Raw genomic sequence first — 14604 nt, forward strand, 5'->3', positions numbered from 1 at the left:
CAAACGATTACCCGGGATTCCCGCGGGTCAGCGGCAGCTGGACCAGCGGCCTCAACTTCGGTGCCTCGCGACCACCCTCCGCCAGCTCCACGACCATCTCGGCCTCCCGCCCGTTCGCGCGCAGGGTCGCGATCGCGTTGCCGAAGTACGGCCCGGCGACCTTGTCCCACTCGACGGGCAGCGGCTCGATGTGCGGCGACCGCAGCATCCACCACTTCAGCACCGCCGCGACCGGGCGCCACCAGCCGATCCGGAACAGCGGCCGCATCAACGCGGGCGCGCGGTTGTGCACGGGCGAGCACACGAGCTGCCACACCGCGGCCTTCGTCGGCCGGGGGAACCGCACCTTCGCCGCGTACACGTGGTGGACGTCGCCGGAGAGCACGCACACCGTGGACGTCTCGGTGTCGGCGATGCGCTGGATGAGCCGCGCCAGCCGGTCGGACGACGCGCGGAACGACGGCCAGTGCTCAAGGTCGGCGACCTGCCGCAGCTTCTCCGCGACCCGTCCGCGCCACCCCGGTCGGCGGCACGCGACCTCGTTCATCGACTGGAGGTGGCTGATCCCGTGCGGCATCAGCCACGGCAGCGACGACCCGATGAGCAGGTGGTCGAACTCGCCGGTGGCGTTCTCCTCGATCCACTCGAACTCCTGGTCGCTGACCATCGACCGGGCGCCGCCGGACAGGATGCGGCCGGACCGGGTGTCCACCACGAGCAGCCGCACGTTGCCGAAGTCGCGCCGGTAGCTCCAGCGGGTGCCCTTGGCGCCGTTGACCTCCTGGCGGGCCTTCTCGGCGAACTCGTCGAGCAGGTCGGCCGCGTCGCCGTCCCTGCCCTTCTCGAGGACCGCCTTGTACAGGTCGTCGGTCTCGAGGTCGGCCGGGCTGAGGTTGCCGAGCTGCTGGTAGATCCAGTAGGTGGCGAGCGCCTCCCGTTCGCGGCGCGGCCACCACGACGTCCGCTCCTTCTCGTCCCGCCAGGTCTGGGAGGTGTTCCAGTCGTCGCGCACGTCGTGGTCGTCGAAGATCATCGACGTGGGCACGGTCGACATCAGCCAGCGGGTCAGCGGCGCGGTCCACGCCTCGAGGTACAGCCGGGTGTACTCCTCGAAGTCGCGGACCTCGACGCCCGGCGGCTCCTTGAGCGACCGCCGCTGCGCGATCCACGCCCGGGTGCCCTTGGTGGTCTCGTCGGCGTAGACCTGGTCGCCGAGCAGCATCAGCGAGTCCGGCCAGTCGATCTCGTCCTCGGTGAGCATGCGGTGGGCGTAGGCGGCGAGCGCGTCGGTGCCCATCCGGCGCTGCTCGGCGGGGTCGTCGGTCTCCGGGAGCCGGCAGGAGCCGAACAGCATGAGGAAGGCCGGGTCGCCGCCTTCCGGATAGGTGCGGATCCGGCTGGGCGGGAAGGCCGAGTCGGCGGGCGGCCACACGGTCTCGCCGTCGAGCGCCACCTCGTAGGGCGTCGCGGTGCCCGGTTCGAGGTCGGTGACCACGACCAGCGCGTAGTGGTGGCCGGAGACGGTGAACGTGTGGGCCGACGCCGCCCCGATGGTGACGGTGCAGGGCGTGTCCGTCTCCACCCACAGCGTGGCGGAGCGGGTGTCGACGTGTCGCAGCAATGGACCGAGCAGCAGTCTGGGCACCCTGACATCAAACATGGCGCACCAATAAGGTGACACCCACCCAGGTGATCCACCGCGAGAGGGAGCGGCGATGACCGATGTTCTCGAGCTCCGGCAGTACACCCTTCACCCCGGCAGGCGCGAGGACCTGATCGACCTGTTCGACCGCGAGTTCGTGGAGACCCAGGACGCGGTGGGCGCCCAGGTCCTCGGCCAGTTCCGGGACCTCGACGACGAGGACCGGTTCGTCTGGCTGCGCGGCTTCGCCGACATGCCCACCAGGGGCAGGGCGCTCGCGGACTTCTACGGCGGTCCGGTGTGGGCGGCGCACCGCGACAAGGCCAACGACACGATGATCGACTCGGACGACGTGCTGCTGCTGCGGCCGGTGACCGACTTCGACCTGACGGGCTACACCCGTGGCGGTGACACCACGCTGGTCACGGTCACCATCTACCACCTGCCGGAGGGCGGCGAGGACGCCTTCGTCGACTTCTTCACCTCGACGGTGCGGCCCCTGCTGGCCGGCGCAGGCGCCGAGCCACTGGCGGTCCTGCGCACACTGCGCGCCGAGAACAACTTCCCCGCTCTCCCCGTCCGCGAGGACGCGAACGTCGTGGCGTGGGTCGGCTCGTTCGCGGGGCGGGACGAGCTGGTGGAACACGTGCGGCAGCTCGGCGGGGACACCCGCTGGACCCACGACACGCTGCCGGTGCTGACCAAGCAGCTGAGCAGGCCGCCGGAGCAGCTCCAGCTGTCGCCCACATCCCGTTCCCTTATCCGGTAACGGGGAACACTCATCGGACGACCCTCCGGTCAGTCAGCTTGACAGGAGGTCGCGCCATGGGTGCGCAGGATACGTGGGAAGTGCCGGTGGTCGACGCTCTCGACCGCGAACGGACACTCGTGGTGACGGTGTCCGACGGCCGCGTCGCGGTGGTCCCACCCCCGGGCGAGGGCTTCTACCTCCCGGCCCAGTCGGTGTGGCAGCTCCACGAGGCCGTCCGGGCCGCGGCGATCGTCGCGATGAAGGCCGGCAACGGCAGCCGCGTGGCCGGCTGACCGCATAATCGCCGGGTGACGCGATGGCGAACGAGCACCCGGCTGCCGGTGATCCTCGGCGCGCTCGGCCGGTCCGAAGAGGATCCGGCCGTACGCGCGCTGGCCGACGCGTTCGGCGGTGACCCGGCCGAGGCCAGGGAACGGCTCGTCGGTGCGCCCGCGCGCCGCTCCCGGCGGCTGCTGTTCGCCTCGGGCGGGGAGATCATCCTGCACGACGACGCCGTCGTGGCGGTGCTGCTGCACCTCGCGCCGCGCGGGCTCGACCTGGCGGAGTGGCTCCCGGGCACCGGCAACGACGCGACCCTCGACGACCTCGCGCAGGCCATCGGGGGTTCGCCCCACTTCGCGGGGCTGGGCACGCCGTACTTCACGCTCGACGGCGGGTACGCGCGTGCCGTCTTCAGGGACAACCGCGGCTGGAAGGCGGCGGGGAACCTCGTCGGCATCACCGTCACCGCGGACAAGCCCGGTCTGGCGTGCCGTCCCGAGGACGACGACTGCCCCGCCTGCGCTGACCTGCTGGTCCGCGGCCAGGACGGTGGGGTCGACGTGGCCGCCACCACCGCCGCGCTCGCCGCGGCGCGCACGGCCGGTGTCCTCACCGAGGACACCCACTGGGTCAGGCTCGCCGACCTGCGGCCACTCCACGCCTCGGGGCTGATGGCGCGGGTCGAAAGCCAGCTCACGTGCACCACGTGCAGGCGGATCATCTGCGTCACGCTGTACCGCGACGCCGCCCCGACCTTCGGCTACCACGCCATGAACGACGCGCGGCAGCGCCCGCTCGAGGCGATCCCGCCCGTCGAGCAGTGGGGCGACGCGGCCAGGATCGCGGCGGAGCGCGACGCCATGCACTACGTCGACCACGAGCCGGGGGCGTGGTTCCTCGTCGAGCAGCAGGGCACCCTGTACCTCGACGCCAGGTACAGCTACAGCGCGGTGATCGACGATTCCGTGCTGATCCGCCTCGACGAGTCCGAGGTGGCGGCGTACCGCGCGGGCGGCCACGACTACCTTTCGGACCTCGCCAGGCGGATTCACGACAGCGGCCCCTACCGCGAGGAATCGCCGTACCACCGGCGGGATTTGTTCCGCGGCCCGGACGGCAAGGAATTCCGCGCGGCGGTCAGCGCCGCGATCGTCAACCACACGTGGCTGGCGCAGCAGCGCGACGTCAGACGTTGAAGCGGAACTCCACGACGTCGCCGTCGGCCATGACGTAGTCCTTGCCCTCCATGCGGACCTTGCCGGCGGCCTTGGCGGCGGCCATGGACCCGGCCTCGACGAGGTCGTCGTAGGACACGACCTCCGCCTTGATGAAGCCGCGTTCGAAGTCCGAGTGAATGACACCGGCGGCCTGCGGCGCGGTCCATCCCTTGTGGATGGTCCACGCGCGCGCCTCCTTCGGCCCGGCCGTGAGGTACGTCTGCAGCCCCAGCGTCGAGAACCCGGCCCGCGCGAGCGAGTGCAGCCCCGGCTCCTCCTGCCCGATGGACTCGAGCAGCTCCCGCACGGACTCCTCGTCGTCCAGCTCGAGCAGCTCCGCCTCGACCTTCGCGTCGAGGAACACCGCCTCGGCCGGCGCGACCGCCTCGGCCAGCTCCTTGCGGCGCTCCGGCGACGACAGCACCGCCTCGTCGGCGTTGAACACGTACAGGAACGGCTTCGCGGTCATCAGCGACAGCTCGCGCAGCAGTGCGCCATCCACTTCGGACTGCGCGGAGAACAGCGTGCGGCCGCTGTCCAGGATCTCCCTGGCCTTCTGCGCGTTCTCCAGGGCGGGCCGCGCCTCCTTGCGGGTGCGGGCCTCCTTCTCCAGCCGGGGCAACGCCTTCTCCACCGTCTGGAGATCGGCCAGAATGAGCTCTGTGTTGATCGTTTCGATGTCGGAGGCCGGGTCGACCTTGCCGTCCACGTGGACCACGTTCGGGTCGTCGAAGACGCGGATGACCTGGCAGATGGCGTCCGCCTCGCGGATGTTCGCCAGGAACTGGTTGCCGCGCCCCTGTCCCTCCGACGCGCCGCGCACCAGGCCCGCGATGTCCACGAAGGACACTGTGGCGGGCACCACGCGCGCGCTGTCGAACATCTTCGCCAGCACGTCGAGCCGTGGCTCCGGCAGCGGCACCACCCCGACGTTCGGCTCGATGGTCGCGAACGGGTAGTTGGCCGCGAGCACGTCGTTGCTGGTCAGGGCGTTGAACAGGGTGGACTTGCCGACGTTGGGCAGTCCGACGATCCCGAGGGTCAAACTCACGGGCTCCCACTCTACGGCGTCGGACATCGGGTGAATCGCGCAGACCGGTCGGTAGCGCTTTCGCCACGCTCAGCGACATAACTGTTGAAGTATTGGCTCGTTAGAAGGATTACCCCGTTTGGCTGCTAGTCAGTTCGGATCTGCTCAACAACACTCCGTGAGCACCTGTGGCTCGATCAGGTAAAACCCCATCACCAGAATGAAGGACTTTGGGATGACCCAACGTGAATCGCGCCGGCGAGGCCTCGGCGCGGCGTTCACGGCGGCGGTCGTCGGCATCTCGCTGACAGCCGCCCTGCCGTCGACCGCCACCGCCGCCCCACCGGCGGCACCGCAGGCGCCCGGCGCGGGGGCCGACCTCCTCGGGAAGCAGGACCAGGCACTGATCGCCGACGCGCTCGAGGCGGGTGAGAAGACGGTCGACATCCTGGTCCTCGCGAAGGCCGGCCAGGAGCAGGCGAGCGTCGACCAGCTGAAGGCGGCCGGCGCGAAGATCAAGTACCGCGCGGACGAGCTCGGCTACGTCCGCGCCGAGGTGCCCACGAAGGACGTCGCGAAGTTCGCGAAGCTGTCCGCCGTCATCGCGCTCGACCTCGACCGCGAGTACGGCTTCGGCGAGCCGCGCCCGCTCGGCATCGACGACCCCGACCCGCAGCCCGCGCCCGGCGCGAGCACCCCGGCGGTCAACCCGTACATGCCGACCGGTGACACCGGCGCCGCGCAGTTCGTCCAGAACAACCCGAAGTTCGACGGCCGCGGCGTGACCGTCGGCATCATCGACTCCGGTGTCGACATCGGCCACCCGTCGCTGGCGACCACCAGCACCGGTGAGCGCAAGATCGTCGACTGGGTCACCGCGACCGACCCGTCGTTCACGAACGGTGTCAACAACGACAACGACCCGACGTGGATCGACATGCGCAACCCCGCTCCGGGGCAGCCGTCCACGTTCCGGTACGGACTGTTCAACGAGCGGGACTCGCGCCTGGGCGGCGAGGTCGGCAACGACGTCAACCGCGACGGCAACCCGGCGGGCAGCATCGGCACGTTCGGCGTGCTGTGGGACACCGCCACGAACACCGTCTGGGTCGACACCGACCAGGACAAGGACTTCTCCGACGAGAAGGCCATGACCGACTACAAGGTCAAGCAGGACTCCGACGAGTTCGGCACGGACAACCCGGCCACGCCGGTCCGCGAGTCCATGCCGTTCGTCGTGCAGACCGACTCGGCGAACCAGGCCGTCAACATCGGCATCGTGTCCGGCGCCCACGGCTCGCACGTCGCGGGCATCGTGGCGGCGAACAAGCTGTTCGGCGGCACCATGAACGGCGCGGCCCCCGGCGCGAAGCTCGTGTCGGTCCGGGTCTGCCTGTTCGTCACCGGCTGCACCCGCCACGCCATGGAAGAGGGCATGGTCTACGCCGCCAAGAACGGCGTCGACGTGATCAACATGTCGGTCGGCGGCCTCGACCCGATCAACGACGGCGAGTCCGACACCGAGATCCTCTACAACCGCCTGATCGACGAGTACGGCGTCCAGATCTTCATCTCCGCGGGCAACGACGGCCCGGCCTCCAACACGGTGAGCCGCCCGTCGCTGGCGAGCAAGGTGATGAGCGTCGGCTCGTACATCACGAAGGCGTCGTGGCAGCGCAACTACGGCTCGGACACGATCCAGGAGGAGAACCTCCACCCGTTCTCCGGCCGCGGTCCGACCGAGGCGGGCGGCTTCAAGCCGGACATCGTGGCGCCGGGCTCGGCCATCTCCACGATCCCGACCTGGCAGAACGGCGCCCCCGTCGGCGGCACCTACGCGCTGCCCCCGGGCTACGGCATGCTGCAGGGCACCTCGATGGCGTCCCCGCAGGCCGCGGGCGCCGCGGCGCTGCTGGTCAGCGCGGCCGTGCAGCGGAACGTCTCGCACGACCCGGAGCAGATCCGGACCGCGATGAAGTCCAGCGCCCGGTACCTGAAGAACTACCAGGCCTACGAGCAGGGCAACGGCCTGATCAACGTGGCGAAGGCCTGGGGTCTGCTGAAGGCGGACATCCAGACCACGGACATCACGTCGTCGGTCCAGATCAACACCGTGCTGTCGGACTTCCTGAGCACCCCGGACACGGGCCTCGGCATCCACGACCGCGAGGGCGTCAAGGCCGGTGACCGGTTCGTCCGCGAGTACACGTTCAAGCGCACGTCCGGCAGGGCGGGCCCGCTGACCTACCAGGTCGACTGGGTCGGCAACGACGGCACGTTCTCCTCGGCGCCGACGATCACCTTGCCGCTGAACTCGGCGGTGAAGTTCCGGGTGACCGTGAACCCGAGGTCGTCGGGCATCCACTCGGCGGTGCTGAACCTGGACAGCCCGATGACCACGGGCATCGAGTACCAGACGATGAACGTCGTCATCGCGGCCGAGGACTTCACGGCGGACAACGGCTACCAGGTCAAGCACGGTGGCGAGGTCGCGCGCAACGACTTCGACAGCTACTTCGTGCGCGTCCCGGCCGGCACGCCGGCGCTGAAGGTCGACCTGCAGGGCGGCGGCACCACGCCGGGCGCCGGCCAGGTCCGGTTCCTGCGGTACCACCCGTACGGTCTGACCGTCGAGAGCAACACGCAGACCACGAACTGCTACAACCCGCCGGTCCCGCCGGGCAACGCCTGCAACGGCGGCCAGAGCCCGACGAGCCGCACGGCGACGAACCCGACGCCGGGTGTGTGGGAGATCGTGGTCGAGGCCCGGCGCACGTCGGACGCCGTGAAGGCGCCGTACACGCTGACCGTGTCGGTGCTGGGCGCGACCGTGTCCCCGAACCCGGACACGATCGCCTCGGCGACGCTCAACCAGCCGCTCGACCGCCAGTACACGCTGAAGAACGCGTTCGGCCCGTTCAACGGCCGGGCCGTCGGCACCAACCTGGGCAGCGCGAAGGTGGCCCGCCCGTCGATCGCGGACGGCGCGTCCGCGCAGTTCCAGATCCCGGTGACGGCCGGTTCGTCGCAGCTGCGGGTCAAGATCGGCAAGACGAGTGACCTGATGGCCGACCTCGACCTGTTCCTCTACAACTGCACCAGTGGCAGCTGTGTCCTGACCGCGCAGAGCGCGGACAGCGACTCGGAGGAGGCGGTCACGGTGAACAACCCGGCCGCGGGCGTGTGGATCGCGCTGGTGGACGGCTTCGCGGTGCCCTCGGGCACCACGGAGTTCGACTACCTCGACGTGTTCAGCGGCGCCGCGTTCGGTTCGATCACCGTCGCCGACGCGAACGCGGAGCGCCCGGGTGGCGCCGAGTGGACCGTGACCGGCACGGTGACGCCGAAGGTCGTCCCGGCCGCCGGCCGTGTCCTGCTCGGTGGCGTCGAGGTCCGCACCGACGCGAACGCGCTGGTCGGCACCGGTGACGTGATCGTCCAGTCGGTCTCGTAGGCAGTACCCCGACAGCGGCCGGGTCCCACCGGGGCCCGGCCGCTGTCGTGTCCGAATACCGCGAGTCTTGCGCGGCCGCCGCTGGCAGCATGGGTGACGTGCTGATTGACGAGGACCAGGGCTACCGGGCGTCGGCGTCGCGGGACATCCGCTTCGACGGCCAGTTCATCCTGGCCGTGCGGACGACGGGCATCTACTGCCGCCCGTCCTGCCCGGCCGCCATGCCGAAACGCTCCAACGTGATGTTCTTCTCCACCGCCGCGGCCGCCCAGCAGGCCGGTTTCCGCGCGTGCCGCCGCTGCCTGCCCGACTCGGTGCCGGGCTCCCCGGAGTGGAACCTGCGCGCCGACCTGGCCGGCCGCGCGATGCGCCTGATCACCGACGGCGTGGTCGAACGTGAGGGCGTCCCCGGCCTCGCGAAGCGCCTCGGCTACTCGGACCGCCACCTGACGCGGGTGCTGACGGCGGAACTCGGCGCGGGCCCGCTGGCGCTGGCCAGGGCGCACCGCGCGCACTCGGCGCGCCTGCTGATCGAGACGACGACGTTGCCGCTCGCGGACATCGCGTTCGCGGCGGGTTTCGCGAGCGTCCGCCAGTTCAACGACACCATCCGCGCCGTCTTCGCCACCACCCCGACGGGCCTGCGCGCGGCCGCGAAACGCCGTGCCACCCCGACCGCGCCCGGGAAGGTGACGCTGCGCCTGCCGTACCGCGAGCCGTTCGACCACGACAGCCTGCTGGACTTCCTGGCGGCACGGGCGATCCCCGGCGTCGAGTCCATCGTGGACGGTTCGTACGGCCGCACGATGCGCCTCGCGCACGGCACCGGCACCGCGTGGCTGACCCCGGCGCACGGCCACATCGACTGCACGCTCTCCCTGACCGACATGCGTGACCTCGGCAGCGCGGTGACCCGCCTGCGGCGCCTGCTGGACCTGGACGCCGACCCCGGCGCGGTGAACGAGGTGCTGGGCGCCGACCCGGCGCTGGAAGCGTTGGTGCGCAAGAACCCCGGCCTGCGCCTGCCCGGCGCGGTGGACGGCGCGGAGATCGTGACGAGGGCGTTGATCGGCCAGCAGATCACGGTGTCCGCCGCCCGCACGGCCCTCGCCACGCTCACCGCCGCGCTGGGCGAGCCACTGTCCACCCCGGACGGTGAACTGACCATGCTGTTCCCCACCCCGGCGGCGATCGCGGCACGGGGCGCGGAGGTGCTGCGCGGCCCGCGGCGGCGCATCGACACCATCCTGACGGTGAACGCGGCACTCGCGGCCGGCGACCTGGACGTGCACGTCGGCGCGGACCACGAGGAGCTTTCGCAGGCGCTGCAGGCGTTCTCGGGTGTCGGCCCGTGGACGGCGGGGTACGTGCTGATGCGTGTGCTGGGCGCCCCGGACGTGCTCCTGACCGGCGACGTCGCGTTGCGCAAGGGCGCGGCGAATCTTGGTCTCCCGTCCACTCCGGAGGGACTGGCTGCGCATGCCGGTGCGTGGCGCCCGTGGCGCAGCTACGCCGGCATGCACCTGTGGTCGGCCGCCTAGGAGCGCGTGACGGCGATCTCGTGGACGTTCGGACGGGTCGAGCACGTCGGCCGGGTAGGCGCACTCGCCGCCGTGTTGGCGGCGACGTGCCCGGATCCTGACCCCCCGATCCGGGCAGGGTTCCGTCAAAGTCGGATGGGTCTTGCCTTGCGTGGGGTTTCCCTCCGGGGGGTCCTCGCCGGACGGGCTGGTCTCCGGGATGGCGGGGGTCTTGCACGGGGTTGGGTTGGCAAGGACTGGTGTCCGTGAGGGGTGCCTGCCATCCCGTCGACCTCCCGGAGGGCTATCACACCGCGTCAAGGGGCCCGGGAGGCTTGGGCACGGGGTTGCTTCATGCTTCCGGGCCCCTTGACCCGGCGTGATCGGGCTTCGCCAGGTCGACGGGATGGCAGGCACCCCTCACGGGGTGATGGGGCTTCGCCCCGCTTCGCGGGGCCGGGCGCGCAGCGCCCGGCATACCGGGTCTGCATCCACATACCGGGTCTGCATCCACATACCGGGTCTGCATCCACATACCGGGTCTGCATCCACATACCGGGTCTGCATCCACATACCGGGTCTGCATCCCGGGGTCGGCTCACACCGCTCGCGCGCGCGATGGCAACCCCCACCCGATCCCGGGGGCCACCCGCCATGCCAGTCTACCGGTGACCACCGACAATTCCAGCCCGCCGCCGCGAACTGTGGACAACCGGGGCACCTGTGGACAACTCGACGCCCGATGTCGGTGCCCGGTGGGACAATGGAACCGGGGGCCGGAGGCCGCCGCTACAACCCGCAGCCGCACGAGTTGCGGTGCATGAACGTCGTCGCCAGCCGTGCTGTCTGCGGTTTCCGCGACGGGTCGGCGATCCGGTCCAGCAGCATCCGCACCGCGGTCCGCCCCATCTCCGCGATCGGTTGCGCCACCGTGGTCACCGGCGGGTCCACGAGATCAGCCCACTCGACCTCGTCGTACCCGACCACCGCGAGGTCCCGCCCCACCCGCACGCCGCGCCGCCTGCACTCGTGCAGCACCCCGGTCAGCATCATGTTGTTCCCCGCGACCACGGCGGTCGGCGGCGACGGCAGCTCCAGCAGCTTCGCGAGGGCGGCCGCCGCCGGCTCGGCCGCCGACGAACCCGGCATCACCAGCGACTCGTCCCACGTCAGCTTCGCCCGCCCCAGCCCGAGCCGGTACCCCAGCACCCGCTCGGTCGTCGTCGCCAAGCCCTCCGTGCCGCTGATCATCGCGATCCGCCGGTGCCCGACCTCCGCCAGGTGCTGCACGAGCCCGGACGTCGCGTAGATGTTCTCCGGCCCGACCTGGTCCACGTCCTGCGCGGTCGTCAACCGGTCCACGAGGACGATCGGGATGCCCAGCGACTTCAGCTCCGGCAGCACCGTCCCGGACGCGCGTGGCGACGGCGTCAGGATCAGCCCGTCGACCCGCCGCGACCGCAACGTCCGCACCGCCGACTGTTCCGCCGACGGCTCGTCGTGCGTGTCCGCGAGCACCAGCGTGTAACCGGATCGGGTGATCTCGTGCTCCATGGAACGCAGTAGTTCCGCGAAATACGGGTTGGCGACCAGGGAAATCGCCACGCCGAGGGTGCGGGTGCCGCCGGTGACGAGAGAGCGCGCGATAGCGTCTCCGGTGTACCCGGTCTGCTCGACGGCGGCCAGGACCCGCGCCTTCGTCTCGGGCGCGACGGACCTGGTGGAGTTGACCACGTGCGACACGGTGGTGATCGAGACGCCGGCCAGTTCGGCGACGTCCTTCATCGTGACCACGGAGAGCTCCTTGATCGAGGAAGGTGCAAGCGTTTGCGCAAACGGTTGCGTCACGGTACTGACCGCCATAACTTCGCCGCAAACCAGCCCTGCCACGGAGGTAGTCATGGGACGCCGAGGTCCTGCTCTCCTCGCCGCACTCACCGTCGCCGCGCTCGCGGTCGGTTGCACCAGCACCAAGTCCGGCTCTGACGAGTCCACAGGGGACGGGAAGACCAAGATCGGCCTGGTCACGAAGACCGACAGCAACCCGTACTTCGTCGCGCTGCGGGACGCGGCGAAGGCCGAGGCCGACAAGCACGGCGCCGAACTCGTCGCGCTCGCTGGCAAGTTCGACGGCGACAACGACGGTCAGGTCGCCGCCATCGAGAACCTGGTCCAGCAGGGCGCGAAGACGATCCTGGTGACCCCCAACAACTCCACCGGCATCCTCGGTGCCATCAAGAAGGCCCGCGACCGCGGTGTCCTCGTCATCGCGCTTGACACCGAGACTGACCCGCAGGACGCCGTCGACGCCACGATCGCCACCGACAACACGAACGCGGGCCGTCTCCAGGGCCAGTACGTGAAGGCCGCGCTGAACGGGCAGCCGGCACGGTCGATCCTGCTCGACGGCACACCCGGCTCGACGGTCTCCGAGCAGCGGCACGCCGGGTTCGTCGAGGCCGCGCAGCCGGAGAACCTCGGCACCGAGGCCACCAACGGCGAGCAGAACAAGGCACAGCAGGCGACCGAGAACCTGCTGCAGCGCGTCGCCGGGAGCGTCAACTCCATCTACACGCTCAACGAGCCCGCCGCCCGCGGCGCCTACAGCGCGCTGAAGGCGAAAGGCCTGGCAGACAAGGTGATCATCGGGTCGATCGACGGCTCGTGCGACGGTGTCAACGCCGTCAAGAACGGTGAGATCGCCGTCACCGTCATGCAGTTCCCCAAGAAGATGGCGGAGCAGGGCGTCCGGTTCGCGGTCGAGTTCGCCGAGTCGGGCAAGAAGCCGACCGGGTTCGTGGAGACCGAGACCGCCGTCATCACCGACAAGCCGCTCGCGGGCATCGACAGCAAGGACACCGCGTGGGGTCTCGAGAACTGCTGGGGCTGACCCGATGACCACCCGCGTTTCCCCCTCGGAGCTGGTCCTCCGCACCCCGGCCATCGGCCCGGCGATCGCGCTCGTGGTCGCCGTGGCCGTGTTCGGGCTGACCACCGACACGTTCCTCGACGTCGACAACCTGTCGCTCGTCGTCCAGCAGTCGCTGGTGATCGGCACGCTGGCGCTCGGCCAGACACTCGTCATACTCACCGCGGGCATCGACCTCGCCAACGCGGCGATCGCGGTGCTCGCCACGCTGTTGATCGCGAAGCTGACGATCAACGGCACCGACGCCCCGATCGCGCTGGTCATCGGCATCCTCGCGGCGGCGGGGATCGGCGCGGTCACCGGCGGGCTCGTCACGGGGCTGCGGCTGCCGCCGTTCATCGTGACGCTCGGCCTGCTGACGATCGTCACCGCCGCCAGCAGGCTGTATGCGCAGGGCCAGAGCTTCCCGGTCACCGACCCCACGCTCGGGTGGCTCGGCACCACGCAGTACCTGTTCGGGCAGATCGAGGTCACCTACGGCATGGCGGTCATGCTCGCCATGTTCGTCGGCCTCTGGTACGCGCTGACGAAAACCGCGTGGGGCAAGCACGTCTACGCCGTCGGCAACGATCCGGAGGCCGCGCGGCTGTCCGGCATCCACGTCCGCCGCACGGTGCTGTCGGTGTACCTGGTCGCCGGGCTCTGCTACGGGCTCGCGGCGTGGCAGGCGCTCGGCCGCGTGCCGAACGCCGACCCGAACGCGTTCCAGCTCGGCAACCTCGACTCGATCACCGCGGTCGTCATCGGCGGCACCAGCCTGTTCGGCGGGCGCGGCAGCGTGATCGGGACGCTCATCGGCGCGCTGATCGTGGCGGTGCTGCGGTCCGGGCTGACCCAGGCCGGGATCGACAACCTGTACCAGGACGTCGCGACCGGCGCGCTGGTGATCGCCGCCGTCGCCGTCGACCGGTTCTCGCGGGGGAGGCAACGATGACACCCGTGCTGGAGGCGCACGGCCTGGTCAAGCGGTACGGCCGCGTGACCGCCATGGACGGCGCCGACTTCGAGCTCGAGGCCGGCGAGGTGCTGGCCGTCGTCGGCGACAACGGCGCGGGCAAGTCGACGCTGATCAAGGCGTTGTCCGGCGCGGTGATCCCGGACGCCGGGCAGATCCTCGTCGAGGGGCAGCCGGTGCGGTTCCACGGCCCGCTCGACGCCCGCCGCTACGGCATCGAGACCGTCTACCAGGACCTCGCGCTCGCGCCCGCGCTCGACATCGCCTCGAACCTGTTCCTCGGCAGGGAACGCCGTCGCCGCGGTCCACTCGGGACGGTGTGCCGCCGCCTGGACGCGAAGGGCATGCGCCGCGACGCGCGCCGCGTGCTCGACGAGCTGGGCATCGACGTGAAGTCCATGACGCAGCTGGTGGAAACGTTGTCGGGCGGGCAACGCCAGGCGGTCGCGGTGGCACGCGCGGCGGCGTTCGGCTCCCGCGTGGTCATCATGGACGAGCCGACGGCCGCGCTCGGTGTCCAGGAGTCGGCGAAGGTGCTGGAGCTGATCGACCGCATCCGCGAACGCGGGCTGCCGGTCGTGCTGATCAGCCACAACATGCCGCACGTCTTCGAGATCGCCGACCGCGTCCACGTGCACCGGCTCGGCAGGCGGGTCGCGGTGGTGTCGCCGAAGACGCACTCCATGAACGCGGTCGTCGGCCTGCTCACCGGCGCGCTCCGCATGGGCGACGACGGCACGATCGAGGAGGTCGGCCTCACGACCGGGCTCGGCCGCTCGTGACACTTGTCCACAGGCCCCGCCCCGAGCGCCCACAAGTGTCGG

At 70.5% G+C, this 14604-nt stretch carries 11 protein-coding genes; 8 read left to right on the forward strand and 3 right to left on the reverse strand.

All coding sequences use genetic code 11. The annotated features are described in order from the left end of the window. Positions 1 to 7: 7 nt before the first annotated feature. Positions 8 to 1645 (reverse strand): alkaline phosphatase D family protein, encoded by a 1638-nt coding sequence (locus tag ACYQ77_RS02360; RefSeq protein ID WP_459706909.1) that lies wholly within the window; start codon positions 1643 to 1645, stop codon positions 8 to 10. Between the two features lie 70 nt (positions 1646 to 1715). Between ACYQ77_RS02360 and ACYQ77_RS02365 the strand changes: the two genes are divergently transcribed. From ACYQ77_RS02365 to ACYQ77_RS02375, 3 genes are read left to right on the forward strand one after another with little or no spacing between them, the layout of a single operon-like run. Next, positions 1716 to 2411: an NIPSNAP family protein gene (locus tag ACYQ77_RS02365; RefSeq protein ID WP_459706911.1), complete on the forward strand. Its 696-nt coding sequence runs from the start codon at positions 1716 to 1718 to the stop codon at positions 2409 to 2411. Positions 2412 to 2467: 56 nt separating this feature from the next. After that, positions 2468 to 2686, forward strand: a complete 219-nt coding sequence (locus ACYQ77_RS02370; RefSeq protein ID WP_459706913.1) for a hypothetical protein — start codon at positions 2468 to 2470, stop codon at positions 2684 to 2686. A 15-nt stretch (positions 2687 to 2701) separates the two neighbouring features. After that, positions 2702 to 3871, forward strand: coding sequence for a hypothetical protein (locus tag ACYQ77_RS02375; RefSeq protein WP_459706915.1), 1170 nt, complete (start codon positions 2702 to 2704; stop codon positions 3869 to 3871). Here the strand turns inward: ACYQ77_RS02375 and ychF are convergent. Further along, entirely contained in the window at positions 3861 to 4943 is a 1083-nt protein-coding gene (gene ychF / locus ACYQ77_RS02380; protein ID WP_459706916.1) for a redox-regulated ATPase YchF, read from the reverse strand. The two genes, ACYQ77_RS02375 and ychF, sit on opposite strands and share 11 nt — an antisense overlap. 214 nt (positions 4944 to 5157) lie before the next feature. Here ychF and ACYQ77_RS02385 point away from each other — a divergent pair, with 214 nt between their 5' ends. Then, entirely contained in the window at positions 5158 to 8376 is a 3219-nt protein-coding gene (locus tag ACYQ77_RS02385; RefSeq protein WP_459706918.1) for a S8 family serine peptidase, read from the forward strand. 89 nt (positions 8377 to 8465) lie between these two features. After that, positions 8466 to 9917 (forward strand): DNA-3-methyladenine glycosylase 2 family protein, encoded by a 1452-nt coding sequence (locus ACYQ77_RS02390; RefSeq protein WP_459706920.1) that lies wholly within the window; start codon positions 8466 to 8468, stop codon positions 9915 to 9917. A 768-nt stretch (positions 9918 to 10685) separates the two neighbouring features. Here the strand turns inward: ACYQ77_RS02390 and ACYQ77_RS02395 are convergent. After that, complete coding sequence (locus ACYQ77_RS02395) at positions 10686 to 11681, reverse strand: LacI family DNA-binding transcriptional regulator (protein WP_459708114.1); 996 nt, start codon at positions 11679 to 11681, stop codon at positions 10686 to 10688. Between the two features lie 115 nt (positions 11682 to 11796). Between ACYQ77_RS02395 and ACYQ77_RS02400 the strand changes: the two genes are divergently transcribed. The 3 genes from ACYQ77_RS02400 to ACYQ77_RS02410 are packed head-to-tail and all read left to right on the forward strand — an operon-like array spanning position 11797 to position 14562. Then, positions 11797 to 12786 carry a substrate-binding domain-containing protein gene (locus ACYQ77_RS02400; protein ID WP_459706922.1) on the forward strand — a complete coding sequence of 330 codons (990 nt, stop codon included), beginning with the start codon at positions 11797 to 11799 and terminating at the stop codon, positions 12784 to 12786. 4 nt (positions 12787 to 12790) lie between these two features. Continuing rightward, positions 12791 to 13759, forward strand: a complete 969-nt coding sequence (locus ACYQ77_RS02405) for an ABC transporter permease (RefSeq protein ID WP_459706923.1) — start codon at positions 12791 to 12793, stop codon at positions 13757 to 13759. Continuing rightward, positions 13756 to 14562: an ATP-binding cassette domain-containing protein gene (locus ACYQ77_RS02410; protein ID WP_459706925.1), complete on the forward strand. Its 807-nt coding sequence runs from the start codon at positions 13756 to 13758 to the stop codon at positions 14560 to 14562. Before ACYQ77_RS02405 ends, ACYQ77_RS02410 begins: the two co-directional genes overlap by 4 nt. Positions 14563 to 14604 lie beyond the last annotated feature (42 nt).

This window comes from Actinophytocola sp. KF-1, assembly GCF_054661535.1.